We start from the raw sequence: 25,616 nt of genomic DNA, 5'->3' as shown, positions 1-25,616 counted from the left end.
TCGCAGCTAAAGCAGCTCCTAGGGCTGTTAGCGCAGGAATAGCTTATATAACATGGCTTGAATGCCTGTGCCATAGGGCGGGTGAACAAACTTGCCTGTGTTAAGTTTACCGCGGCTCAATACCGTCTTGGCATGACTTAAGGTCAAGAAGCCTTCCTTGCCGTGATAGTGGCCCATTCCCGAGGGACCTATACCGCCGAATGGCGCATCGTCTGCTGCGACATGGAAGACAGTTTCGTTGATACAGACGCCTCCTGAGTGGGTGTTGTTGAGTATGTTGGCTTGAGACTGTGCATCGAAGCTCATGATATAAAGTGCCAATGGACGGGGGCGGGCATTGATATACTTTATCGAATCATTCAGAGTCTCGTATCCTACGATAGGCAGCAAGGGACCAAAGATCTCGTCTTGCATTAAGATCATCTCATCGTCCACATTAGTGATCAGTTGCGTTGGTATTTTACGCTTAGCAGTATCGATAGACTCATCATTGGCCGAGACCACCGTTGCGCCTCTGCTTTTGGCATCTTCGAGAACCGAGGTTAAGCGGTCAAACTGACGCTGGTTGATAATGGCGCCGTAATCCTTGTTGTCACTTACTTTACCGTACATGGTGCTGAATTTCTTCTGATAAGCTGTGATAAATTCAGCTTGCTTCTCTTTAGGCACTAAGACGTAATCTGGTGCGACACAGATCTGGCCCGAGTTTAAACATTTTCCATAGATCATCCGCTCTACGGCTGTGTCTATAGGCATATCAGGGGCGATGACTACAGGAGATTTTCCGCCCAGTTCTAAGGTCACTGGCGTTAAGTTAGCGGCCGCGGCGCGCATCACGTGTTTTCCAACTGTGGTGGAGCCAGTAAACAGCAAGTGATCGAATGCCAGTCCCGAGAAAGCTGCGGCGACATCGACCTCACCTTCTACTACGGCAACTAACGATTCGTCGAAGACACTAGACAGCATCTGGGCTAAGACCTTGTTTGTCTCTGGTGTGAATTCTGAGAGCTTGAGCATAGCGCGATTTCCCGCGCTTAAAGCGGTGATCAAGGGGCCTATTGAGAGCATGACAGGGAAGTTCCATGGCACTATGATGCCGACTACACCGACTGGTTGATAATGTACTTTTACCTTAGCTGGAGCCAATAGCAATCCAGCGTGGCGAGAACTGGGTTTCATCCATTTCTTCAGATTCTTAAGACTGTAGTTGATGTTATTGATACAAGGCATGATATCTGAGATTAGCGTGTCATCGACCGAGCGGGTGCCATAATCTCTGTTGAGTGCATCGGCTAATGGCTGCTGAAAAGTCAGCAAGGCTTGCTTGAGTTCTTTGAGTTGCTGGACTCTGACTGCATAAGTTGGAGCAGGCTCCGAGCGATAGCTGGTTCTTTGTAGTCTGAGTAACTCATCGAGTTGTGATTGCATCGCTGATTTGTTCTCTGTCTCAATAGGCATATTCATCTGCTCGTAGCTCCTGATCTGTATCCAGTCTAGTCGATTATAGATTGCTGTATTGCTAAATTAACTCACAGACCGACTGATTGGTCGGTCTGTTGTTTGTATATTAAGTCACTATGGGTTTGAAATCTACACTTGTTTAAAATTGATACACTTTTTTATAAAGTTTAAGCTATTTTTTTATGGGATCATCCTGAGAGGTGATCGAGATCAAAATGTGACCCAGTATGTTATTTAAACTGGTTTTGAGTCAGTAGATTTAGACCTATATATGTCATGTTTTATTGGATTTTTATCAAATCTTGAAAAGTGTTAGCAAGGCTTTAGTGTTCTATAAGGAGAAGCTCATGAGAACTCGACAAATACTCTGTCCAACGGACTTTTCTGAAACGGCATCTCACGCGGTGAGATACGCCTTAGAGATGGCTGCTTTTTATCATGTGGGCATTAGGTTAATGCATGTTGTTGATCAACCTATGGGTAATGAAAATTATCAAATTCTAGCCATTACTCCTGAAGAAGTAGCAGAAGGAATGGAGCAAGCGGCTGCTGAGAAAATGAAACTCTTGCTCAGTGAGTTCAACTGTCAGCACGCCGTTGAGACTGTGATTAGGCGCGGCTCCGCTATAGAGCAAATATTAGAAGATGCCGAGCAACATCATGTCGGCATGATAGTTATCGCCAGTCATGGTCGAACAGGGCTTTCCCATTTTCTGCATACTAATGTTGCCGAAGGGGTAGCAAGCGGAGCTAAATGTCCTGTGTTAGTGGTTAAGTGAATGCCTTGATATGGCCGAGCCTGATGTTCGGTGAATGTTTGCTCGCTTGATGTAATAGCCTATATTTAAAGAGTCAGTTATTGAAATTTGCTGCTTGTATTGCAAATGGCTTTTTGACAAACAGTAAGCACTCGTTTTGGCAATAGCCATATTGGGTTAAGTATGGCGCTGCTCGTGGCATTTATGTCATCAGCGACCTATAGGCAGTTAACTGGGGCTATGCCACTTATTTTCAGATAAAGTTCTGGATCTCGCCTTGAGAAGTTAAGAGTTAGGAATCAAAGTTTAGCTATTAGGAGAAGGTTATGCGAACTCGTCAAATACTCTGTCCCACAGATTTTTCTGAGACAGCCTCCCATGCAATGAGCTACGCATTTGAGATGGCCAACTTCTATAGCGTCGGCATTCGTTTACTGCATGTGGTCGATAAGCCATTTGGCGACAAATATACTCGCGTGTTAGCTGTGACCCCTGAGGAACTTGCTAGTCGCATGGAGGGGGAGGCTGCAGAAAAGATGCGTAAACTTATTGCAACCTTAGAGTCAGGTTTGTTGGTAGAGGGGGTTATTCGTCATGGCTCACCAGCAGAGGAAATCTTGGCATCGGCTAATATGATAAATGCCGGAATGATTGTCTTAGCCAGTCATGGTCACACAGGCTTAACCCATTTTCTCCATGCTAATGTGGCTGAGGCTGTGGCCAATGAGGCCAAGTGCCCAGTCTTAGTCGTTAAGTAAGCTTGTGAGGTTTGAGTTGTGAGGATTAGGTCCAAGTTTCTCGCTCCTAGAACCTAGGAAGCTTATTGAGATCTGGTTCATTAGGATCTGATCACAGGAGCTGATTCATTAGGAGAAAGTTATGCGTACACGTCATATACTGTGCCCGACCGACTTTTCGGAAACGGCATCTCATGCCTTAGGTTATGCCGTCGAGATGGCAAATCTATATGCGGTTGATATTAGGCTGCTCAATGTGATTAGTCTGCCCTACGGTGCACCAGATTATGGCATTGTTGTCGATAGTCCTGCCGAGCTACTGCAAGATCAAGAAGCCTACGCCAATGAGAAGATGAAGAAAATGGTGTCAGAAGTGCGCGAGCAAATGCCCAGTGGTTTGTTCGTACACACCAATGTTCGCAGCGGAGGGGTATTAGCTCAAATATTGGAAGAAGCTGAAGAACGTGAAGTGGGTATGATAGTAATGGCCAGTCATGGTCATACGGGGATCTCACACATGCTAAGCCCGAATGTAGCAGAAGCTGTCGCGAATCAAGCAAAGTGCCCTGTGTTAGTGGTTAAGTGAAAAAGCTAAGAAAGTAGCGAGTTTCGAGTTCAAGACAGAGCGGAGAAAGTCTCGAGTTGTAAGCTTTAAGTTTTAAGATACAGCGAAGAAAGTGGCGAGTTGCGAGTTAAAGGCAGAGCTAAGAAAGTTCCGAGGCTACAAGAATATAGGTCATTCCGGCATGCTTGTGGCCGGAACCCAGCTTGGCGGCTCTATCTTCTAAATCTCTTGTCGACAAACATCCTGGTAAAGCTGGTCTGCTAGTTCTTGTATAGTATCGCCTTCGGGATGGGTGTGAGCGAAAGTCCTCAGGCCATACACTCCCAGCATGAAGTAGCGTGCCAGATGATCTGCATTGCGCTCAGTTGTAAGCTCATCTTTGGCTTGGGCGAGTTCGAAAACTTGAGTCAGTGCCTGTTGCCAGTTAGCTAAGTTGCCAGTGATGATGGCTTGCACCTCTGAATCTTGCTCTGCCATCTCGTTGAGCGCCTTAGTGAGTAGGCAGGCTTGGGCGGCATCACAGCTCTGACATTCGTGCACGATATGATCAAGATAGGTTTTAAGCTCCACAAGAACTGGATGTTTTCCGGCAAAGAACCCCTCAAACTCGGTATTTCTGTCTAATCTGTACTGTTCTAGAGCCGCTAATAATAGACCACGTTTATTTTCGAATGCACAATAGATAGACCCCGGGTGTAGGCCCGTGGCTTTTTTTAGATCTTGCATACTGGTCTTGCCATAGCCTTTGTCCATAAACGCTGTCATGGCTGATCTCAGTACTTTCTCTCTATCAAATTCGGCATTTCGCATGGGTTATCAATTGACTCTTGTATGTGGCTATCGTATTTGGCTCTCACATGTGAGGGTCATCTTAGCGCTTTATTGTGCAGTTCAAATTCATTGTAATCAATCTTGAACGTTTATTCAAAAAAGATCTTGAATGCTTGTTCAAAAAAGCATATCTTGAATGCTCATTCAAGAATCAGAGGTCGCTATGACTGATAACCTTTTTCAAACTTATGCGCTTAATGGCACATTATCTCTTAAAAATCGCATCCTCATGGCGCCACTGACTCGTTGTATGGCTGATGATGAACTCGTGCCGACTCAGGCCATGGCAGATTATTATGCACGCCGTGCCGAGTCAGGCCTTATCATCTCTGAGGCAACTATTATTCGTCCGGACGGTCAAGGTTATCCCAATACTCCGGGTCTATTTACTCCGGCGCAGATTGATGGCTGGCGTGTGGTGACAGATGCCGTACATAAGGCTGACGGTAAGATTTTCGCTCAGCTTTGGCATACTGGTCGCGTCGCTCATCCTCATTTCTATCAAAGCACTGGCAGCAGTGATGTGATGGCGCCTTCAGCAGCTGGTGTCGAAGGTAGCGTACCCAGAATGCGAGAATTGACTTATCAAGTGCCTAAAGCTGTATCTATTGAAGAGATAGCCCAGCTGGTACAGGATTATGCCCAGGCGGCAGCTAATGCTATCGATGCTGGGTTCGATGGTGTCGAGATCCATGGTGCTAATGGTTATCTTATCGATCAGTTCCTACATCACGACAGTAACCGCCGCACAGATGAGTATGGCCAGGCACCTGAAAATATGTCGCGTTTCGCTCTCGAAGTGGTCGATGCCATTGCTGCACGTATCGGCAATGACAGAACTGCACTACGCGTGTCCCCCGGTGCATATTTCAACATGGCGGGTGATAACCGAGATCGTGCAGTGTTCGATTATCTTATTCCTGAGCTTGAGAAGCGCGATTTGGCCTTCTTGCACATAGGTATCTTCGATGATGCTATGGAGTTCGATTATCTAGATGGTCGTGCATCAAGCTATGTACGCAGTATTTATAACAAGACATTGGTGGGAGTAGGTAGCTTTACCGCCGAGACAGGCAGTAGCGCCATTGCTGAAGATAAGTTCGACTTGTTGGCCATAGGCAGACCCTTTATCGCTAATCCGGATTACGTGGAGTTAGTGCGTGACGGTAAAGCACTAGTGGAATATTCAGATGAAATGTTGACCAGCTTAGTGTAATGGTCATTCTTTATTGAGTATTTAGTTGTGTTAAGCCAGTCGATATTTTGACTGGCTTTTTCATGACGCGCAATGGTCGTTAAGCGATGGGGTGACCCGTTTTGGGGTCTATGCGATCGAGTGAAGGGCCTTGATAGGTGTTCAACAATAACTGAACCACGGCTTCGCCATATTCACTAAACCAGAACTTACCTAATTCTCTGAGTCTATTGATGTTGCTTTTGGTCAGATCATCCATTGCATCATCGGGTGGATTGGGTAATCCGGGTTGGGGTTTCAGTTTGGCGTTTACACGGATATAGTTGCCCCGATCCATGATGGTTAAGCTCTGGTAAGAAACGATACGTTCATCGCTCAACACTTCCATGAGTTTACCTTCTGTCATCCATTGTAAGGCGCCCCATTTTCTGGAGCTGGCACCGTTGATCTTTCTGGTTAAAAAACCTGTGCCTATGGATAACACCCGCATATCGCTGAGTGAGTAATGGGGCCATACATTTCTGGCTTCGGCAATGGCACACATGGTGGGATTGTTCGCGATTACGCCGCCATCTATCAACCAAGATTCTTCGCTCGTGTCGGGAGATTCCAGACCCTTAGTGGGAAAGAATGTTGGCGCTGCGCTGGTTGCATCTGCAGCTTCTGATGACAGAAGTTCAAGATAGTCAGGTTTGGTTGACTTGATGATAACGGGCTTACGTTTTTCAATGTCGTAGGAAACGGCTAAGACATGTTTACCTTCAGGTACATCACCAATCTTAGCTTGATTAAAATTCTCCTGTAACAGACTCGTTTTACCACTTGCCTCATATTTCGGAGCATTGATACCGTCTATATCGAGCAAGCCTTTATGCTCAGTAAAAATCCGTTGGCCATTTTCATAATTATAAAGCTCATCGATTTGAGCTAAAGTCATGTCAGTAGTCGCCAAGGCTAAGGCGATGATACTTCCGGTACTGGTTCCTGCGTATAGATCGACACAATCGCGAATCGATTTATCATGGTTTTGCTGTAATTGCTGTTCGACCATACTGAGAAATTGAGTGATGGCTACCCCTCGTATTCCACCGCCATCGAGAGACAAAATCAATTTTGACATTTATCTGTTCCTTTTCGTATATGTACACGTGAGTGATTTATAGAATATTTGCTCGTACAGGATGAATACCAATCGCTATAAACTTAGCCATATCAGCTAAATATCAGCGGACAAATGGTGAGCTTGACTCGCCCATTAGTCGCTGAATACAGGTTTGATTTATCCTTCAATCATCAGATATCGATACTGGCGGCAATATTCTCCGGTAACAGGTAGCCATATTCAGGTTTATCCGCGGCAGCTAACTGCTTGTTGCGGGCCTGGATTTTCTCGCTGATTTGTATCATCTCAGCAGTAAATGCTTGGCTTATTTCTGGGTGATCCTTTTGCAGGGGATCTAGGCTAGCAAGAGAGGTTTCCGAGGGCATTGCCAACATCCAGGATAGCAGGCACTGGAAGGCGGAGTTTTTCTGGTTGGGTAACGCCGCTGCAATATACTCGGCGCTAATGTCCTGCTCTCCTTCTGGCATCTGTTTCGCTAGCGTAGCGGGTCGATTCGGTGCCAATGCTGTGTAAGGAAATTGCGGGAAGTTTATTGCAGAATGGAAGGCGCTGCCCATCCAGATAATCGTCTGTAATGTGTGACTCAGGAGTGCCAAATCGGTTATCTCAGCAGGGAAGCCAGGCATGGCGCCCAGTTCTGGATCGGCCAGCTCTTTAGCCCAAGCCTGTAGTGCAGGATCGGCTTGCACTGCTGCGTCATCACTATAGGCAAATTTCACGACATTTGAGGTGTAGTTACCTATGGCGTTCCAGATGAGGAATCCATCTTCACGGTAATAATATCCTTGTAAGCCATCACTCATCTCTTCATCGAAGCCCCGTGCCTTTAATTGCTCCGGAAAACTGGACTTGAAGAAGTCATAGCTTTTCCAACCGTTAGACACCATTTGAACACCTTGAGCTGTACCCAAAGCAAACGTGCTTTGGGTGATGGCGCCTTGCTCAGCAACCAAGGTCTGTCGAGCCAGGAAGTTGATGCCTATGGTGTCATGGAAGTGCGGGGTTAACAGCTTAGAGACAATATGCTCTTTGGGTAAGCTGTTATGGGTCGCTATGGCCATAGCTTCTATGGCCAAATGGGCTAGTCCCAGATGATAGAGAAACTGATGGATCTGATTATCGGCACATTGCGCATGAATTTTGGCAAACATAAATCGGTTTGGCTGATTCGAGTCTGGCGTGTAGACAGGGTTTATGCCCTCGTTACGCTCTAACTGTATGGCGACGATATTCAGACGGCTGTCATTATTTTCAAGCTGCTGCTTATAAACCAAGAGATAGGGGGCGTAGAAGTATTTACCATCTTCACACTTGAATGGTACAAGTTCTTTGTAATCAACTAGGAAGAGGCGTTTATCGGCAATGAGTTCCGACATGCCCTTGTCTTGCGCTTTTAGCTCTCGCATCGCTTCAGGTACTTGCTCTATGCTGTTAACTACCTCGATCATTAAGGGGTTTAACCCTTGCAGCAGTTGGCGGCAGAATTCACTGTCATCCTGCCAGGATTCCAGCAGTTCCGGGATCGGCAGGTAGCCACCAAAAAAAGCGCCATAGGCTTTGAGCGAGCCCGAAGGGTATTGTGCTAAGCGTTGCTTTAGCTCTAATTCCGAGAATGAAAACTCGAGTATGCGCTCGGCCATGCGACTCAATTTATGGGGGGAGAGAGCCTGGCTTCTGGGAAGACCTTTGACCATTTTAGGCATAGGATGCACCGGATAAGAGTCATACTCCCAGCGTGGTTTCTCTTCGACCAGCAGGTTTAAGACGATTTTTTGCAGCTTATCTTTGATGCCATTGATGGTATCTGACATCTCCTTAAGGCTGACAAACTGCTGCTGTTTATCCGTTAGTGGTAAAGCATCGACATCATTATTGAGTTCCATCTCTATGGTCACTGACACAGAGGCGCCCTCGTCGAGTTCTAGCTCAAGGGTCTTAGGCTTATCATTCTCAAAATCATGTAAATCCAGAGAGGCGGTGCCAATCAGCGTATCGCTTCCTAAACATGAGTCCATGACGCCAAAACCTAAACTACCTTTCTTGCTCAGCAATTCAAATTCGAAGGTGTCATTGAACGTTGAGCTGTAGGGGAAGTTAGGTTTGGCCGTTTGATGATGCTCTCCGTCCAGTTCAACGATGACATAGGGATTAACCGGCGGGAATGATTGGGGGAGATCTTTAATACTGCCTAAGGTGACAGTGACCTTGCCCAAAGAGGGATTGAAATACTGATTTAAGGCTGCGATTCCATCATGGTAGCCTTGGGCTTGAGGGCCTTTTATTATGCTGCTGACGACGTCTGGGGCCATCACCCAATTGCACCAGATAATCTCGGTTTGAACAGCCGAGATGGATCGCATCTGTACCTGAGTCGTAATGCTGTCGAGACCAGGCATAGCTGGTTCCATTTTGACCAACTTATATTGCAGGGTGTGAGTCTTATCATCACGAGAGATCAGTTGTTCACTTATGGTCATATTTCTATTTTTAAAGCTAAAGGTTCGAATTGCACCAATTTCGTCCTTAGCAGGCGGAGCTAACTCCATGGTCTTATAAATATGCCACCACTGGGTCATTTCACCGAAGGGGCGATAAAGTTTCCAGACATCTTCGATGGCGGCGTTTACTATTCCTTTTACTTGAACCGTAGGTTGCTCAGTCTTATCGGTCATTTTACATTCCTCTTCCATGATTCTTATTAGTTAAATTTGTTTTTCATCCACTCTAATCTTTGTGAGAAGCCTTGCTCTATGGCATTTTTTACTGTTTTTCGATCTAGGCCCTCACGAGGTAAGAAGACTGAGTCGTAGTAAAGTACTAGCTTATTATCTCCCTTACATTTAAGGCGTAGAGTCCCCTGATACATGCTGACTGGCATGGCTGATTTCAGCACTGAATAGACCAAGGTGTGAGTCTCTTCTGTTGCCGAATCAAGTTTCTCTTCCAACGCTACGTCTCCAAAGTGAACCTGGCGAATGTCATTACCCAGATCTTCCATCGAGGTTGCCCCCATGACCCAGGAGATATCGTTCCAGTTGCTGACAATTTTCCAAAAATCATCAATGGAATAATTGAGTTTTAACTTTAAAGACATACGCAGGCCATCTCGCTGCAAGACCAGATCACTGATTTCATTGATACGGGTCGGTAGGAATTTGGCTAAGGTATCTAAGGTGATCTGACGTTCTTTTTCTTTTTCACTAACCAAAACACCGTCAATGGTCAGCCTTGCCTTTGTGGTTTGTTCTGCCTGCCAGACAGACACTGTGGCGCGATAATATGAAAACATCACATTAGGCTGTGGGAGTCCCATGACCCAAATGTGGTTGGTATCATCCTTTTGCCAAAGGACTTCACGGGTTTCTCCGCCGGCAAAGGCAAAGGCGACTTCGGCATTGACGCCATTATTAGGGCGTCCGCCTCCGGTCAGTAGCTTGGTATCCTCATGCCCACCTAAGGCTTTTTGCAGGGCTAGATAATCGTCAAATCCGGACCAAAACTCGGCCACTGTTAGCGGTATTTCCTGCTCATGGCTCTGGCTTATCAAGCGGCCATATTCAAGATCTACATTACTCATAAATTCTCCTTGGTTAACACACGTGTTATTGCCCGAACCCCATCGTCAGCGAAAGCGCTTAACTTCTAGTGATAAGCACTTTTACTGGCGGGTTTCGGTTAATGATTCTTGTGATCTCTTTCATTAATCGACTGTTTATATCGTGATTTTGAAAGCTTGGGTTGAAACATCTCGTTAACATAAGGGAAGCGGCTACTTAAAATAACTGTCTACTAGGAACAGTTGACAGCTGGTAACTTGTCGACTACCAGAGAGTATTTAAGCGAATCAGGCACCATTGAGTAAATGCCTTCGGCTGGATGTTTGTACGGGGATCTGATTTAATGCTACAGCTTTACACAGATATGATATGAATAAGCGTATTGGAGTCGTTCCTGCTTAATATTAAGATGTTATTGCACACTCAAATATCGCCCGTTAAGGGGCATTCAAAATTAACATTGGCTATCGTGCTGGTGGTTTTACTGTGTCAATTTTTCGCAATCGGTTCGGCTTTCTCTGTGCAATACCCCAGTGGCGAGCATCCTATGGGGAAAAATGTCAGCCATCATCACAGTCATAGTGAATCCCCTAATAGACGAGCTTCTTACACTTCAAATGACCAAGACGCCCATCATCATGGGCCTATAGCGTTTAATGCCACAGAGCCTGTACCTTTTGATTTTGTGAGTAATGTACTCACTATTTTAGATGGAGAGTTGGCAGTTAATGCGGAAGCAGAGCATGAGCATGCCAATCATTCACATACTCCGTCTCATCCGCCTGAAGAACCAATATTGATTTCGAGTTTTTTTGAATCTGAGATCCTTATCGATGATGATATCTCATACCTTAATTGTCGCTACGCGCCGCCAATTCCCCCTCCACATACCTAGTTTTTTCATGTTCTTAGCGTGATACCTCGCTATTTTTGCGAGTAAAAACGTTAATTCAAATTTGTTTAGGCACTCATGCTGCTTCAAAATTTAGGATTCTACAATCCAGGGCTGAGTGCTATTCAACTGATTTAAATATTATTTTGGAGTATGTGTAATGAGCCATCATTTGGCCAAAACCATGACTGGTACTATGACTAACGTTATGACCTTATTCGTGGTTTTCTTAGGGGTGTTTGCTTCCTTTTCATTATCGGCCCACGGGGTTGATGAAGATACCAAGCAATTTTTAACTCAAAATGAAGGGGTTTCGATTCTGCCCTTCATCTATATCGGTGCCAAACATATGGTTACCGGTTACGATCATCTTTTGTTTCTTGTCGGGGTGATTTTCTTCCTGTTTAGAAGTAAAGATGTGTTGCTCTATGTCAGCCTGTTTACCTTGGGCCACAGTATCACCTTGTTGTTTGGTGTACTGAGTGACATTAGAGTTAATGCCTATCTTATCGATGCCATTATTGGTTTCTCTATCGTCTATAAAGGGTTCGATAACTTGGGAGGTTTTAAGCGGTTTTTTGGTTTTCAGCCCAATACTAAGGCTGCAGTGATGATCTTCGGCTTATTCCATGGTTTTGGCTTAGCCACCAAAATTCAGGAGTTTAATCTGCCACAGGAAGGCCTGGTTCCCAATATCCTGGCTTTCAATGTTGGGGTGGAGATAGGTCAGTTCCTAGCTCTGGGAGTGGTACTTATCTTGATGAGTTTCTGGCGGCGACACGGGAGTTACCTGCAATTTTCAACAGCAGCTAATACCTTGTTGATGAGTGGTGGCCTGATGTTAGTTGGCTTTCAGTTAACGGGATTTTTTGTTAGCTAACAGACTCAATTAAACATCATAAACAGATATAAGCTTAAGGAATATTTATGAAAACCAATGATAAACCAAACTCAATAAATCAGAACGAAACCCAATTTAATAGCATTCCGGTGCACTCTACAGCCACCTTAATCAAAGCCAGTGTCGCAGCTTCAGCGATTGCAGCTATTGTCTTAATTACTGCTATCTTACCTGCCGAATACAATATCGATCCAACTGGCATAGGTAAGGCGTTGGGATTAACTCAGATAGCTGAAGCAGCAAGTGTGATTCCTGATGTCGAGGTGAGCGGTAGCGAGACTGTTTTTGCTTTTGGACAAACTGCGCCTGTTAATAGTAAAGAAATTGCTAATGCCCCGAGTGTTGGCGAGATAGCTCAAGCTCGCCAAACTCCTGGGGTGAGAAGCGATACTGTTAAAATCAATATCCCTGCGGGTAAAGGCCTAGAGTATAAGTTACTGATGGATGAGTTTGTTCACTTAAAGTATGAGTGGAGCACTGGTGGTGAGGAGCTGTACTTTGATTTCCACGGAGAGCCCAAGGGGGATACCACAGGTTATTTCGAGAGTTTCTCTATTACTACATCAGATAAGGTGAAAGGCTCGCTAACTACGCCATTCGCTGGTGCACATGGCTGGTATTGGAAAAACAAAACAGATTCTCCAATTACGGTGACCCTATCAACAACAGGGGATTACACTATCAAAGGCTAGAGAGCTTATACCGATTGGTATTTAGGTTGAGTTACATAAGCCAATAAGAGGCGTATCCATAGGATACGCCTCTTTGCTTTACTGCCACTAAATCGGGTTAAGACTTGTGAATCCTCGTTAATTTAATAAGGCCTCAGGTTTTAACTGAACTAATTTATATTTTCAGAGTAAAACACTGAAAACAAGCCTTTAGTTAATCTTATCTGTGTCGATAATCTGTATGCTTAGTTAAGTACATCTGATGCCTAGTTCCCTTTAAGGGAGCAGGATCTCACGTAATGTTAAGATCAGAAGCGATAAGTAACAGGAGTAAACGGTGAATATTAATGGATTAACACTCAATATTATTGCGGGTAAGAGACCCTTAGATGTCCAGATTTCTACAGGATCGGCACCACAAGTAGCAACATCTATATCCTCAGTGCCTAGTGATGCAAGTTCGACTCAATCAAGTGATAAGGTCAGTATTTCCGAGGAGGGGAAAGAGGCCCTTAGTGCAGATAAAGCACAGAGTGGCAAAGCTACAGATACAGGAAATACACTAAGCTCAAATATGGGCAGTACTTTGCATGGTCATCATTCTGAATCCGTTAAGAAAGCAAAAGAAATGGAAGAAGAGAAGGCGATGTCTCCTATCGATAAGCAGATCCAACGAGTCAAAGAGCAGATAGAAGAGTTGCAAGAGCGCTTGAAAGAGTTAGAGGGAGACAGCTCTGAGGCTGCTGAAAACGAGCGTAAACTCATACAAGATCAGATTTTAGCACTCACTGGTATCTTGGTGGAGTTAATTGAGAAGAAAGCCCGTGATGCAAAGTCTTCGTCAGAGCCTGTAAATAATTTTGTGTAACTACCTTTCAATCAGTACCCTATGTGGGTCAATGGAAGGTAGAGTATGAATAAAAAAGAACTAGAAGCATTCGCTAAACAAGCCGCTAAAGGCATTAAAACCGAAGCCGATTTAAATGACTTCAGGGCTATGTTAACCAAAGTCACTGTTGAGGCCGCATTAAATGCTGAACTCGATTATCACTTAGGCTATCAAAAAAACGAGAAGGTCGCGGCTGGTAATAACCGCAATGGCTACTCCCACAAACAAATAAAGACCGAAGATGGATGCTTCGAGTTAGACACTCCCCGTGACCGAAATGGTAGCTTTGAGCCTGAGATTGTTAAAAAGAACCAAAGCCGCTTCACCTCGATGGATGACAAAATTTTACATCTTTATGCGAAAGGAATGACGACACGAGATATTGTCGATACCTTTGATGAGATGTATGGCGCAGAGATATCACCAACGCTAATTTCTCGCGTCACTAACTCAGTCCTTGAGCGTGTCGTCGAATGGCAATCTCGTCCGCTAGAACCCGTGTATCCTATCGTTTACCTTGACTGTATTGTGGTTAAAATCAGGGAGAACAGTAAGGTCATCAACAAAGCTATTTTCCTCGCGCTTGGCGTTAACCTCGAAGGCCATAAAGAGTTACTTGGCATGTGGATAGCAGAGAACGAGGGCGCTAAGTTTTGGTTAAATGTACTGACAGAGCTTCAAAATCGTGGACTCAAAGATATCCTCATCGCCTGCATTGACGGTCTAAAAGGTTTTCCTGATGCCATAAATACCGTGTTCCCAAACACTCAAATCCAGCTCTGCATCGTCCATATGGTTCGAAACTCGATGAAGTTTGTGCCGTACAAAGATTACAAGGCGGTGACAGCTGATTTAAAGAGGATTTACCAGTCAGTGACCGAAGAGGAAGCGTTGCTTAATTTGGAACGTTTTGGCGAGCAATGGGACGCTAAATATCCTAGTATCTCAGCATCCTGGCACAGGCACTGGACTAATCTTAATACGCTATTTAATTACCCTCAAGACATCCGGAAAGCCATCTATACAACTAATGCTATCGAGTCATTAAACAGTGTGATTAGGAAAGCAATCAAGAATCGTAAGCTCTTCCCAAATGATGACTCAGCGAAGAAAGTCGTTTACTTGGCGATTATGCAAGCTTCGAAGAAGTGGACCATGCCGATAAGAAACTGGAAACCAGCACTCAATCGTTTTATTATTGAATTTGAAGATCGAATAGCAGACTATATATAATTTAGGTAGTTACACAGAATCTGCTACAGGGTCACTTCGTCAGCCTAATAGCTATCAGTGATGATACTAAATCGCTGATATTTTGTTTTTTATCTCGACTCTTCCAAATTAGTCACAAGCCACTTTCAGATATGGTTCAAACTAATCACGGATAAACTCTTATTTTTCAGCGTATTATCTGGAATTAATTTTTGATGTTAGTTAGTATTTTTGAATCAATTCATTAACATTTTACTGTCGGTTACTTAACCATGCAATTAGCGGGTTCCATAATTAGGAACAATAAGTTTCGTTAGTTGATATTTTTAAGTGTTTTTATTTTTAATAAACTACAGAGAATAATTTATTTGCTCTTATGATCTTTACCGTAAGTGAACGGAGATAGTCGATGAAAAATAGTCCTAAACTATGTGCTAATAGCCCTAAACTACTTGTTAAAGCCGCGCTACTAACTAGCTGTGTCGTATCTTCCCTGTCAGGTATGGCAGTTGCTGGTTCTGCTGGTAAAGATGTTACCCCTGGTTTTAACCAGAAGATCCCTGCAGAGATCATGACACCAAATAAGGTTGAGACACGCATCGGCGAGCTTAACTTCTATGATGGTATCCCAACCGATGAGACCTTAACTAAGGTTTACGATAATCTGGATTTTGTTCGTGGTATTGATGTTTTCCTTAACTTTATTCCTGCCACATCGATAGAAGGTATTCGCCTCGGATTTAAATCACTCGGTGTTGCTGATTCTAATGAAGTGCTCGTGTTTGATAACCTTATGGACTCAAACCCGCTCTTCTTAACGGGAAACACGGACACCGTCTATGCTGGTGCCATGTTAGACCTTGAGAAAGATGGCGTCACTGTGGTTGAGATCCCTGCCGGAGCAGGTCCTGGTACTGTAAATGATGCCTTCTTCCGCTTCGTTGTCGATATGGGCGCACCAGGGCCTGACGCTAAAAAAGGTGGCACTTACGTTATTCTTCCACCGGACTATAAAGGTGCTCTTAAGCCAACAAAAAATGGCATGGCAGATCGTGACTGGGAGACTCGCGCTACCATCATGGTGGGTGATAAAAAACAGAAGGTGTGGATAGCTCAATCTAAGAGTTATAACAACTGGCTAATCCTACGTGGATTTCTGAAAGATGGTAAGCCTGAACACGCCTCGAATATGTGGCGCACAGGCCTTAAAATCTATCCCCTCGCCGATGCTAAAAACCCGAAGAAGATGAAGTTTATCAATGGTTCGGGCAAGTACTTCAATACGGTTCATGCTAATGACTACAAGTTCTATGAGGAGCTTTGGCATGTGATCCAAAAAGAGCCTGTGTCATTTATTGACCCTGAGCTTCGTGGTCAAGCGGCGGCTATCGGTATAGAGAAGGGTAAGCCATTTGAGCCTGATGCCCGCATGAAGGCCATCTTAAAAGATGCTGTAGCTGTCGGTAATGCCACCGCACGTAGTATCGCCTTTAAGACTCGTGATAAGAGCGCTTATATGTTTGAAGGTAAGCAGTGGTTTACAGGCTTTATCGGCCGAGATTATCGCTGGTTAAAAGATGGCGGGAACGGCGGGCGTAACATGGATGCCCGCACCTTGTTCTTTTATCTGGCGACGGTAAATACTCCAGCTATGGCACTACAAGTTCCGGGGGTAGGGTCAAACTATGCGATGACGACTGGTGATAACAAGGGGGAGATTCTTTATGGTGAGAAGAACTATAAGGTAACATTGCCTGCCGATGCGCCAGCGAAAGACTTCTGGTCTATGGTCGCTTATGATCCGCAAACACGTTCAGAGCTGCAGGTACCGGGTGGTTCTGCTTACCCAAGTAAGAATAACAAACGTGATAAGCTTATCTACAACAAGGATGGTTCGGTGACCTTGTACTTTGGACCTGATGCACCAAAAGGGCTTGAGTCCAACTGGACAGAAACCACACCGGGCAAAGCTTGGTTTGCCATGTTACGCCTCTATGGTCCACTTCAGCCATGGTTTGATAAGACCTGGCAGCCAAGCGACTTTGAGCTAGTTAAGTAAGTGAGCGCTTTGGCTAATGGCTAAAGTCTGGTAAATAACTTCAATAACATAGCCTCTTTGTGTTTATTCATAAAGGGGCTTTTTGTTTGACTGGTTTTATTTTGAAATGTCTCAAAAGTTAAGTGTCATAACAAGACAAACTATTAGCAATTTTTATATATGATAATGCTCTAATAGCACCTATCTAGTTCAGCCGATACCCTGACTATCAGAGCAAAATATGGTTAGAGGTTTATGTGAAGGTAATCGGGTTGCAAAGCCTATATCTGAACCATGTTCAACCTAATCGTTTAGGTCACACCTTTCCTGTGTCTTCTTCCCAATATGCAGCCCTTTTAGCGGCGTCTTCATCTGTCTCGTCATCTACAAGCAGTCTCTCTGAAGATAGTGTTTCAATTTCTGATTTAGCAAGCAAGTTCCTTAATGGAGAAAGCGCTTTTGATAAGGGCATACAGCAAATGAATGGGTCTACAAACAGCAGAGCGATAGGTGCTTACATGGCGGAGCAGCTATATGAGTTAAATGCTAATAAGTTAAAAGACACACGGGTTAAGGATGAAGATGAAGGGCTATCAATGATAGATAAACAGATAAAAAGAATACAAAAACAGTTACAGAAATTAAAGGAGGAGTTGAGGGCCATTAGCGGAGAAAACACAGAGAACGCCAAGTTAGAAAGAAAGATTATTCAGGAGCAGATCATGTTACTCACAGTACAGATTGTAAGTCTACTAGAGAGAAAAATGCGTGTTGCAGATGTTTAATAGCATGGGTAACTCTTCTGCTTTTGATTGAGCAGGGAAAGAAGCATAAATACTAAATAATCTTTTTATCTAGATGGACATTTTCTGATTCAAAAATGAGCTAAGTCGTGAGTTTATCTGAGCTTCAGTCACTTTTTAGTAGGTTATAATTTAGACATGACAAGTTAACAGTGTAAGCAATTATTGTAACCGATCAATATAGGACGGTATTGCAGGAGATTAAGAAGTCTGCATCAAATCTGATGTGAGTGGGTTGTCGGCAAATTTCGTCTTCCACACTCGCGGCGTGAGTTCTTCAACTTTCGAAGCTGGCTGCTGGCTGACGCGTTGCAGGACATCGACGAGGTAAGTGTAAGGATTAATCCCTTGCAGACGGCAGGTAACCAGTAAACTTTGCAGCATCCCCAACTGCTCCGCCCCCAGTTCGGTCCAGCAAAATAGATAATTTTTCCTTCCCATGGGTATGACTCGTAAAGCTCGCTCCAAGTGATTGGTATCGATAGGCACAGCTGGGTAACTCAAGAAGACCTTAAGTTCTGTTTTTCTATCAAGTGCATAACTAAGGGCCTTGCTTAACGGGTTGCTCGGTAAAATCTCTGGGCGTTGCCGTTGGTCATAGAGCCATTTGAAGAAGCTATCGACGATGGGCTCACTCCACTTTTGCCGATAAGCGAGGATTTCATCGCTGTAGGTCAGGTTATCGCGGATGTGTTTTTCGATTTTGTAGAGCTCGGCGATTTGCTTTAAGGCCTCTTTAGCCAATTCCGGCTCCATGAGTAAAGATTTATCGAAGTAGCGCCTAGTATGAGCCCAACAGGTGGCATGGATGATGTTCGCTTCGTTATCACGATTAAGTGCTTTTATCACATTGGTATAAGCCTGGTAACCATCACTGAGCAGTACACCGGTAAAACCTGTTAACTGTTCCTTGGCGTGCTTAGCTCCACGGCTTGATGACCAGGTGAAGGCGACTTCATCATCTTCACCGTAGATGGGCCAAAAGTAAGTCTGTTTCATCCTACCTTTCGCTTTACGCCCTGCTTTCATCGGTACTTCATCCATGGCCAGTGTAGAGCTGGTGAGGATATGCTGTAGCTGAGCTCGGTAGATAGGCGTTAACAGTTCGATGCCCCGTTTTACCCAGTTAATGAGAGTAGCCCGGCTGACCTGAACGCCGCTATCAAGCATTCTTTGGTGCTGGCGATACAAGGGTAAATGATAGACTCCCTTGTCGACCATGATGCCGGCGATAACAGAGACATCAGCAAAACACCCGTCGAGCACGTTATCGGGTGCAGGTTGTACGCTAAGGCAATGCTCAGTTTTGTGACGGACGACGGAACGCTTGTAGATAAGAATGGTGTAGCTGCCCGGCTGTTGAGCCAAGCGATGAGTCTCTTTATAACCGATAACCTCATACTGCTCAGCATCGTCACCTTCTAGCTCTGGCGCCTTAAGTTCAATAACCTTAGTAGGTACCGTGTCATCAAAGCGCAAGCCGGTGTCATTCACTTCATTGCCGGTGCGTTTTTTTGCTGAGCGGGTATAGGATATCTGTTGCTTGTCTTCAGGCTCTTGCTCCCCAGACTCAAGGCGGTCAAATAAGACTTCTTGATTGGGATTATCCTCTAACAGCTTTTCAGACTTGCGGCCAAATAACTGGCGCTTAAACCAGTCGAGTTGCTGTTGCAGCGTGAGCACTTTTTCAGACAGCTCAGAATTTTGAGCGTTTAGCTGCTCAATTTCTTGTGATAACGAAGCTGTCTGGATAGTTGTTTTCATGGCTGATATTATATCAAAAACAGCCAGTTATAACGAACTAAACCGTTTGTTTTTCACTTGTTTTTGCCAATTAATGCCTTCGATGAGGCACTGTAGTTGAGTCCAGGTGAGATTGATTTTATCCCCGTTACCCTCAACGTGATGAAAGCGGCCTAACTCAAGCCGCTTACTCCACAAACAGTATCCTCCGCGACTGAAATACAGCACCTTCATCATGGTCTGCTTGCGATTAATGAACACAAACAGCTCACCACTCATGGGAGAAGCGTGGAGTTGGTGCTTAGCTAATACGATTAAGCCATCAAACTGCTTGCGCATGTCCACGGGTTTGGCATACAACCATATGCGTAAATCCGGACTGGGCAATAACATCAGTATCGTAGTCGTAAAATGACATCACCAGGGAGCACAAGCTCAATGTTCCAGTTTGGTTTTGGGTCAGGTAACACGGGAAGCTTATCTTGCTTAGCGGGCTCAAGCGCTATCCAGTCGGCTTCGGTAGCCTGGATTTCTGGAGGAACCGTTAACTGCTGGCGCCAACGATTGAAAGAAGAAGTTGAAATGTTCTCCTGATGACAGAAGTCCTGCATAGATAAAGGCGTTGTGCACCACTTGTCCAGGAGGGTAGATTTTTGAGCGTCGGTGAGATGAGGTTTAGCCATGAGCATTCTCAGTATTAGGTTTACCCTGAGAGTAGCCACATCAAATGATCTTAGGAAGACGTCCTATATTGATCGGTTACACAAAAACGGTCGTTTTTATGAACTATCGATTGATATCAATCCCAATGGCTGTCATTGGATTAGGCATAATAGACATAAGTTGTTATGACCTTTTAAGTCCAATGGAACGAAAACGTACGATAAGAAATTCCAGTACCACCTGTAGATAAGGATGAACGTTGCACTACTCTCTGGCACACTACCCTATATAGGCACATAATGTGCAATCGAATCAAAAATAGATGTTTGTAAAATATCACTAATTGGGGTTAATTCCACATAGCACTGGTTTGTATTCATGATGGGCTACAGCCTTTATACAACAAGGGAACAGTTAATTTAGCACTAAGATTTTTCTCACCAAAAGAATCTGCAACATACTGAATACTAATAATATTACCTGTTTGGCGAAACTCAAAATTTCCAAGTAAGTTAATGTGTTGCCAAACAACGGGAAAAACCACATTATTTATCCTAATAATTATCGCAGACTGACATGCTGAGACTGTTATCAGTAAAAGATATTATTGCTAAGTTCTAGTGAGAAATGATGCAGTAAATACAGTAAATTTAAGCTTACAAGGAACTTGAATTTTAGTAATGTATACATTGCGTTTTGTCACAAGTTTACCGTACTTACGACACATTAGTTATTTTTTATAGTATAAAAAGGCAACAGTTACGATGTATAAAATACTGACCAAACAGAAAAATACGCAAGCTCGCAGAGCATCAACTAGCTACTGTCAAAATAATACAGATTCACACACATCATCTCGTCAAGGTGCTCTATTACCTTTTATGAGCAATAATATACGAAGAGTGAGTTCTCTTCCCAATATGTCCATCTCTTTAGAGTCTTCTCAGACACCAAATAATAAAATTAAAACGTCTCAGCAAGTAGCTGATGATTTGGAATTATTTTGCGAGGAACTAATGGATCATCCATCGATAACTAGTGTTAAGAATATGGATTTTGAGTCTCGCAGAGGTAAAGGGCTTTTGTACCGATTACAAGCTTGGGCTTATCAGCAATATAGAGAAGCTGTAGATGAAGATGTTAAGAGTGTTGACCAAGACAGACATTACGGTTTGTTGAAAGATATAGTCAATAGAGTTCCTAATAAACTTAGTGTTGAGATTCAGTACCTAGATACTGCCCTAACAAACAATAGCCTTTATAAATGTGTTGCTCCTGAACACTCTCTCGTATTAACAAGGCTAGAAGATGGGATATCTAATACCCAAGAAGGAAGGCTATCATTGAAAATCAAACCGGAATGCTATTTTGAGGTATTCCAAGCTTTAACAAAATTTGTCCTTGAACAGAAAGATGGAGTATCTCATGCTAAGTTAATGCCCCCCATTACTATTGGTTCTGGGCCAGAGGATGCTGTTATATATATGAATAAAATGGATTATAGCAAAGATATCTCAACTTACCTTAAAGGGTTGTCAGTTCTTAGAAGTAGTGAAATTGGTATATTTTTCATGGATGAAGTAACTTCAGGTTGTTATTCAAGGAAGCTTCCTACGTTAGCTTATGATACGAGTGAAGGTGGATCAGCAGGAAGCTTAGGCATGTTTTTCACAAAACTAGCAGTAGATGCTGCAATACAGCATAAAATTAGCGGAGATTCTATCAGTAAATCTGTTTCTGATACTTTGCATAAAAACAATATGTTCATAGAGTAAAAAAACCTCGTTTTTCTGGTTCCTGTTATTTCTATGTTTTCGCGCCGGAAAACTGCCAATAAACTCGCTATTTTAATCTATGCAATATTGAAGCAGCAAGTTTATCTTTATTGATACAACTTTATCTTGAATTAGCTAAGTACAAAAGCGGTAAAAAACGACAACTCGTGATGGTTAAGTTATTGATAATAAACAGCATAGTTTTAATTTTATATTTTGAACTTTTAAAATAATATAAAATTCAACACCTTAAGGTATATCGTTTAATCATTGTTAGAAGCCATGGCCGAAGGGATTCAGCGTGGTGATTTGGAGACACTAAAAAGTCATTATTAATTCCTTTTCTTATAACATTAGTTAACTAATGTTAGCGCTTAAATACCTTAAATACCTTAAATACCTTAAATACCTTAAATACCTTAAATACCTTAAATACCTTAAATACCTTAAATTTAGTTATCTGCCTGTTTTTACCATATCTAATAGAGCCTGGAACATTTCAGGACTTTCTTTTGAAATGATTTTTACTGCTTCAAATCCAAGACGAACTGATTCGGATTGGCTGATTTTTATTCGTTTTCCATCTGGATCTTTTACATTTAATGCTAGTTCAATAACGTCATCCATAGCTTTTAAATCATCTTTAGTGCAACTAATTGTCACTGCTTTAGTTTTTACTCCAGATTTTGGGCGGCCACGTTTTAATTGTTCTCCTTCTTCAGCTGCATTGATAAAGGCGTTAGTTTCTTTATTACTTGGTGTAGATGTGGGTCTACGCATTTTCCAATACCTCCGATATTAACCAAGAAATTTCTTCCGCTGCTTTAGCATCTGAATTTTTACCTGTCTCTTTCTTCCATTCCTCTACTCCATAACCGTATCCAAACCCATCCCTATGACCTTTTCTATCGCAAAGTCTTATTTCTGATAACTTCATTAATTTGGTGTCTCCTAAGACTTCGGCTGCTTTATCAGCATCTTTTACACTAGGAAGAGTTGGACACATATTTTGTACTAAGAACCCTTTTAACTTTGGATTCATTATTGATGCTTGTTCAAAAATTTCTAGAAGGTGTGGGACTGTGTCAAGATCTGCTTGGGAAGGTCTTAAAGGTGATATTAAAACATCGGCAATGATCATCGCTGAGCGCATTTCTATAGAGTCTCGTCCTGCCACATCAACGATTAAAACATCATATCTTTCATTTAAGTCTTTAAGGGTTGCTGTGATATTTCCTGTTGCTGAGACGCAGTTTACACGTGGAATATCATTTATTTCCGATCGGTATTGATGCCATTTTGATAATGACTGTTGCTTATCAGCATCTACGATACACACATCTTTATTCATATGTGCAAGTTTTACTGCCACTGATGCTGCAATGGTACTCTTTCCTACCCCTCCTTTCTGGGCTCCAATTAAAAGTATTGTCATCACCTTTCCTTCATAGATATTAAGTTGAAACAAACAATATACTATTTTTATTAATTAGTCAAAATAGTTTAAATGGTTTAAATAGTTTAAATAGTTTAAATGGTTTAAATAGTTTAAATTCCAAACACCAGTTTGCCCGAAGGTGTCGTTGTAGGGGGTTGAAGTCCAACGGTACGTTTTCGTACGCTAAGGTTTTTGCGTCCGATAATTCATAAGTTATAGGACGCGATAAAACAGTTCCATTAAGGTGTCTATTAAATCGATATTTTGAGATAATAGATATCCACTGTCCGACAATCGATTTAGGAGACGTTTCATGCGGCTTTTTGGCTACGCAAGAGTATCGACCAGTCAGCAATCTCTCGATATTCAACTTAAGACTCTCAAAGATGCCGGTGTTAAAGTCAGTCGTATTTTTAGCGACAAAGGCTCTGGCAGTAATACTAATCGAAAGGGTCTTGAACTGTTACGGATCAAAGTAGAGGATGGCGATGTCATCTTAGTTAAAAAATTGGATCGTCTTGGGCGCGATACGGCTGACATGATTCATTTAATAAAGGAATTTGAAGAACAAGGTGTTGCAGTGAAATTCCTAGATGACGGCATCAGTACTGAGGGGGAGATGGGGAAAATGGTTGTCACTATTTTATCCGCAGTAGCCCAAGCAGAACGTCATCGCATTTTGGAACGAACAAATGAAGGACGGCAGGAAGCTAAGTTAAAAGGTATCAGGTTCGGTAGGAAACGCACGATCGACAGAAGCCTAGTTCTATCTATGTATAGCCAGGATATTGGTGCTACGGAGATAGCTAATCAATTAAAAATTGCGCGGTCAACAGTCTATAAAATTATTGATGACATGAAAAAAGACAACACAGCATAAAGCTTGTCTTGAGGACTCACTGTTTTAATCAGCGCATTTTACGGCGTGCTGTATTTGAGAAGGTCCATTATAGGTATACTTTATTTGCACTGGTTGATTGCAAGTTACCAAACTCATTACGGCTCTGTTGCAAAGATCGTCGAATCAGCTAAGCTCCTCTTTTGTTTTAGGCTGGCGATCTCATGACCCTCTTTAAGTATCGACAATTTTCCCATGACATTATCATTTGGGCTGTACGTTGGTATTGTAAATACGGGATCAGCTATCGAGAACTCGAAGAGATGCTCAGTGAGCGTGGTATCAATGTTGATCACAGTACGATTTATCGCTGGGTTCAGCGTTATGCGCCAGAAATAGAAAAACGATTAAGGTGGTATTGGAAGCCCAAAGCAGGATTAAGCTGGAAGGTCGATGAAACCTACATCAAAGTGAAAGGTAAATGGGTGTATCTGTATCGGGCTGTCGATAAACAAGGCCATACCGTCGACTTTTATTTATCGTCCAGACGTAATGCTAAGGCGGCTAAACGGTTTTTGAGTAAAGCTTTGAAAGGGCTCAAATGCTGGGAATGTCCCTCCGCCATCAATACCGACAAGGCGGCTTCCTACGCTGTAGCCATTACGGAATTAAAGCAAGAAGGCAAATGTCCTGAAGCGCTTGAACATCGGCAAATTAAATACCTAAACAATGCGGTAGAAGCTGATCATGGAAAACTGAAAAGGCTCATCAATCCAGTACGAGGATTCAAATCGATGAAGACGGCTTATGCCACTATCAAAGGGTTTGAAGTGATGCACATGTTTAAAAAAGGGCAGTTCAATATCTGGTTATCCGGTCAAGGAATAGCAGGAGAGATCCGTCTAATCACCGATGCACTGGTAAACTATTAATAATCATCCAGATAACCGGAGCACTTTCGGGCTAGGCTCAATCTTTGCAACAGAGCCCCTGCAATACCGTCCTATATTGATCGGTTACGTTTTTGTGAACTATCGTGTCTCTGTTCGCAACTGTCATTTTCAGAAGACTACTGCACCAGTTGACTGGCTGTAGCGCCTAGTGTGCAGACGCCTTTTGACTGTAAAAGGTCAGAAGTCATCTGCACCAACCTCAACTATGCTTAATACTCGAGTGCACCGAATCGAGGTCTGGGAATGGAGTCTGATACACCGCTAATCACCGAGCTAGGGGTAGCCACTTTGTCTGATAAGGCATCCTATGGACGACAAGATCTGGAGGAGTTACGCAAGATATTTGTCAGAAATGGGATCCCTTCGGAATTTCTGTCACATTATGTTCCTGATTCACCCTTTGCATACCTTAAATTAAATAACGGGTTAAGTGACAAATTTTGACAGCTAGGTCTTCCTAGGGTTCTTTGACTAAAAGAACGGTTTGTCACCACGATCCTCCGTATCCCTTGGTATCAAAGCTCTACAGCGAAAATATCAATTTAGAAACTGGTAATGCCTTACTTGCTAACC

25 protein-coding genes are annotated in these 25,616 nt (G+C 43.2%); 15 read left to right on the top strand and 10 right to left on the bottom strand.

The genetic code is table 11. The features are described 5' to 3' along the window. Positions 1-27: 27 nt before the first annotated feature. Positions 28-1,464 (bottom strand): coniferyl aldehyde dehydrogenase, encoded by a 1,437-nt coding sequence (locus sps_RS23440; RefSeq protein WP_077754709.1) that lies wholly within the window; start codon positions 1,462-1,464, stop codon positions 28-30. Positions 1,465-1,808: 344 nt separating this feature from the next. On the opposite strand from sps_RS23440, the gene sps_RS23435 reads away from it, so the two are divergent. The 3 genes from sps_RS23435 (at position 1,809) to sps_RS23425 (ending at position 3,542) form a co-directional block, all read left to right on the top strand. Then, positions 1,809-2,240, top strand: coding sequence for a universal stress protein (locus tag sps_RS23435; RefSeq protein ID WP_077754707.1), 432 nt, complete (start codon positions 1,809-1,811; stop codon positions 2,238-2,240). A 305-nt stretch (positions 2,241-2,545) separates the two neighbouring features. After that, a complete protein-coding gene (locus tag sps_RS23430; RefSeq protein WP_077754706.1) occupies positions 2,546-2,977 on the top strand; it encodes a universal stress protein in 432 nt (143 codons plus the stop codon). Between the two features lie 121 nt (positions 2,978-3,098). Beyond that, positions 3,099-3,542, top strand: coding sequence for a universal stress protein (locus sps_RS23425; RefSeq protein ID WP_077754705.1), 444 nt, complete (start codon positions 3,099-3,101; stop codon positions 3,540-3,542). A gap of 198 nt (positions 3,543-3,740) precedes the next feature. Here the strand turns inward: sps_RS23425 and sps_RS23420 are convergent, their stop codons facing one another. Beyond that, the gene (locus sps_RS23420) at positions 3,741-4,331 is read right to left on the bottom strand and encodes a TetR/AcrR family transcriptional regulator (protein ID WP_077754704.1); all 591 of its coding nucleotides are present in this window, start codon (positions 4,329-4,331) and stop codon (positions 3,741-3,743) included. A 184-nt stretch (positions 4,332-4,515) separates the two neighbouring features. Here sps_RS23420 and sps_RS23415 point away from each other — a divergent pair, with 184 nt between their 5' ends. Further along, the gene (locus sps_RS23415; RefSeq protein WP_077755833.1) at positions 4,516-5,568 is read left to right on the top strand and encodes an alkene reductase; all 1,053 of its coding nucleotides are present in this window, start codon (positions 4,516-4,518) and stop codon (positions 5,566-5,568) included. A gap of 79 nt (positions 5,569-5,647) precedes the next feature. Here sps_RS23415 and sps_RS23410 read toward each other — a convergent pair whose 3' ends face one another. The 3 genes from sps_RS23410 to sps_RS23400 all read right to left on the bottom strand — a co-directional run bounded on the left by sps_RS23410 (position 5,648) and on the right by sps_RS23400 (position 10,247). Continuing rightward, positions 5,648-6,667 carry a patatin-like phospholipase family protein gene (locus sps_RS23410; RefSeq protein ID WP_077754703.1) on the bottom strand — a complete coding sequence of 340 codons (1,020 nt, stop codon included), beginning with the start codon at positions 6,665-6,667 and terminating at the stop codon, positions 5,648-5,650. Positions 6,668-6,840: 173 nt separating this feature from the next. Further along, the gene (locus sps_RS23405; RefSeq protein WP_169915893.1) at positions 6,841-9,342 is read right to left on the bottom strand and encodes a lipoxygenase family protein; all 2,502 of its coding nucleotides are present in this window, start codon (positions 9,340-9,342) and stop codon (positions 6,841-6,843) included. Between the two features lie 26 nt (positions 9,343-9,368). Then, positions 9,369-10,247, bottom strand: a complete 879-nt coding sequence (locus tag sps_RS23400; protein WP_077754699.1) for an SRPBCC family protein — start codon at positions 10,245-10,247, stop codon at positions 9,369-9,371. A gap of 362 nt (positions 10,248-10,609) precedes the next feature. Here sps_RS23400 and sps_RS23395 point away from each other — a divergent pair, with 362 nt between their 5' ends. The 7 genes from sps_RS23395 to sps_RS23365 all read left to right on the top strand — a co-directional run bounded on the left by sps_RS23395 (position 10,610) and on the right by sps_RS23365 (position 17,615). Beyond that, a complete protein-coding gene (locus sps_RS23395) occupies positions 10,610-11,122 on the top strand; it encodes a hypothetical protein (protein WP_237157927.1) in 513 nt (170 codons plus the stop codon). A 181-nt stretch (positions 11,123-11,303) separates the two neighbouring features. Next, on the top strand, positions 11,304-11,999 hold the full coding sequence (locus tag sps_RS23390; protein ID WP_077755831.1) for a HupE/UreJ family protein: 696 nt from the start codon (positions 11,304-11,306) through the stop codon (positions 11,997-11,999). A gap of 47 nt (positions 12,000-12,046) precedes the next feature. Next, positions 12,047-12,712, top strand: coding sequence for a hypothetical protein (locus sps_RS23385; RefSeq protein WP_077754698.1), 666 nt, complete (start codon positions 12,047-12,049; stop codon positions 12,710-12,712). 316 nt (positions 12,713-13,028) lie between these two features. After that, on the top strand, positions 13,029-13,559 hold the full coding sequence (locus sps_RS23380) for a hypothetical protein (protein ID WP_077754697.1): 531 nt from the start codon (positions 13,029-13,031) through the stop codon (positions 13,557-13,559). Positions 13,560-13,604: 45 nt separating this feature from the next. After that, on the top strand, positions 13,605-14,813 hold the full coding sequence (locus tag sps_RS23375; protein WP_077751464.1) for an IS256 family transposase: 1,209 nt from the start codon (positions 13,605-13,607) through the stop codon (positions 14,811-14,813). 388 nt (positions 14,814-15,201) lie between these two features. After that, positions 15,202-16,851 (top strand): DUF1254 domain-containing protein, encoded by a 1,650-nt coding sequence (locus sps_RS23370; protein ID WP_077754696.1) that lies wholly within the window; start codon positions 15,202-15,204, stop codon positions 16,849-16,851. A gap of 251 nt (positions 16,852-17,102) precedes the next feature. Next, a complete protein-coding gene (locus sps_RS23365; RefSeq protein WP_149027344.1) occupies positions 17,103-17,615 on the top strand; it encodes a guided entry of tail-anchored proteins factor 1 in 513 nt (170 codons plus the stop codon). Positions 17,616-17,834: 219 nt separating this feature from the next. On the opposite strand, the gene tnpC is transcribed toward sps_RS23365, so the two are convergent. From tnpC to tnpA, 3 genes are read right to left on the bottom strand one after another with little or no spacing between them, the layout of a single operon-like run. Further along, a complete protein-coding gene (tnpC, locus tag sps_RS23360) occupies positions 17,835-19,397 on the bottom strand; it encodes an IS66 family transposase (RefSeq protein ID WP_077751526.1) in 1,563 nt (520 codons plus the stop codon). A gap of 27 nt (positions 19,398-19,424) precedes the next feature. Continuing rightward, positions 19,425-19,769, bottom strand: a complete 345-nt coding sequence (tnpB, locus tag sps_RS23355; protein WP_077751064.1) for an IS66 family insertion sequence element accessory protein TnpB — start codon at positions 19,767-19,769, stop codon at positions 19,425-19,427. Beyond that, a complete protein-coding gene (tnpA, locus tag sps_RS23350) occupies positions 19,769-20,059 on the bottom strand; it encodes an IS66 family insertion sequence element accessory protein TnpA (protein ID WP_077751527.1) in 291 nt (96 codons plus the stop codon). Before tnpA ends, tnpB begins: the two co-directional genes overlap by 1 nt. A gap of 744 nt (positions 20,060-20,803) precedes the next feature. On the opposite strand from tnpA, the gene sps_RS23345 reads away from it, so the two are divergent. Then, positions 20,804-21,814, top strand: a complete 1,011-nt coding sequence (locus sps_RS23345; protein ID WP_077751956.1) for a hypothetical protein — start codon at positions 20,804-20,806, stop codon at positions 21,812-21,814. A 456-nt stretch (positions 21,815-22,270) separates the two neighbouring features. Here sps_RS23345 and sps_RS23340 read toward each other — a convergent pair whose 3' ends face one another. Beyond that, entirely contained in the window at positions 22,271-22,594 is a 324-nt protein-coding gene (locus tag sps_RS23340) for a hypothetical protein (RefSeq protein WP_077754693.1), read from the bottom strand. Further along, positions 22,587-23,249 carry a ParA family protein gene (locus sps_RS23335; RefSeq protein ID WP_077754691.1) on the bottom strand — a complete coding sequence of 221 codons (663 nt, stop codon included), beginning with the start codon at positions 23,247-23,249 and terminating at the stop codon, positions 22,587-22,589. The genes sps_RS23340 and sps_RS23335 overlap by 8 nt, the downstream gene beginning before the upstream one ends. A gap of 316 nt (positions 23,250-23,565) precedes the next feature. On the opposite strand from sps_RS23335, the gene sps_RS23330 reads away from it, so the two are divergent. From sps_RS23330 to sps_RS23320, 3 genes are all read left to right on the top strand, one after another. After that, on the top strand, positions 23,566-24,132 hold the full coding sequence (locus sps_RS23330) for a recombinase family protein (RefSeq protein WP_077754690.1): 567 nt from the start codon (positions 23,566-23,568) through the stop codon (positions 24,130-24,132). Between the two features lie 182 nt (positions 24,133-24,314). Then, complete coding sequence (locus sps_RS23325) at positions 24,315-25,022, top strand: IS6 family transposase (protein WP_077754617.1); 708 nt, start codon at positions 24,315-24,317, stop codon at positions 25,020-25,022. A 264-nt stretch (positions 25,023-25,286) separates the two neighbouring features. Then, entirely contained in the window at positions 25,287-25,487 is a 201-nt protein-coding gene (locus sps_RS23320) for a hypothetical protein (RefSeq protein ID WP_218919612.1), read from the top strand. Positions 25,488-25,616 lie beyond the last annotated feature (129 nt).

The organism is Shewanella psychrophila, assembly GCF_002005305.1.
In the GTDB taxonomy this organism is placed as follows: Bacteria; Pseudomonadota; Gammaproteobacteria; order Enterobacterales; family Shewanellaceae; genus Shewanella; species Shewanella psychrophila.
The sequence above is the reverse complement of the archived record's forward strand: the minus strand, read 5'-3'. Positions and strand labels throughout refer to the sequence as shown.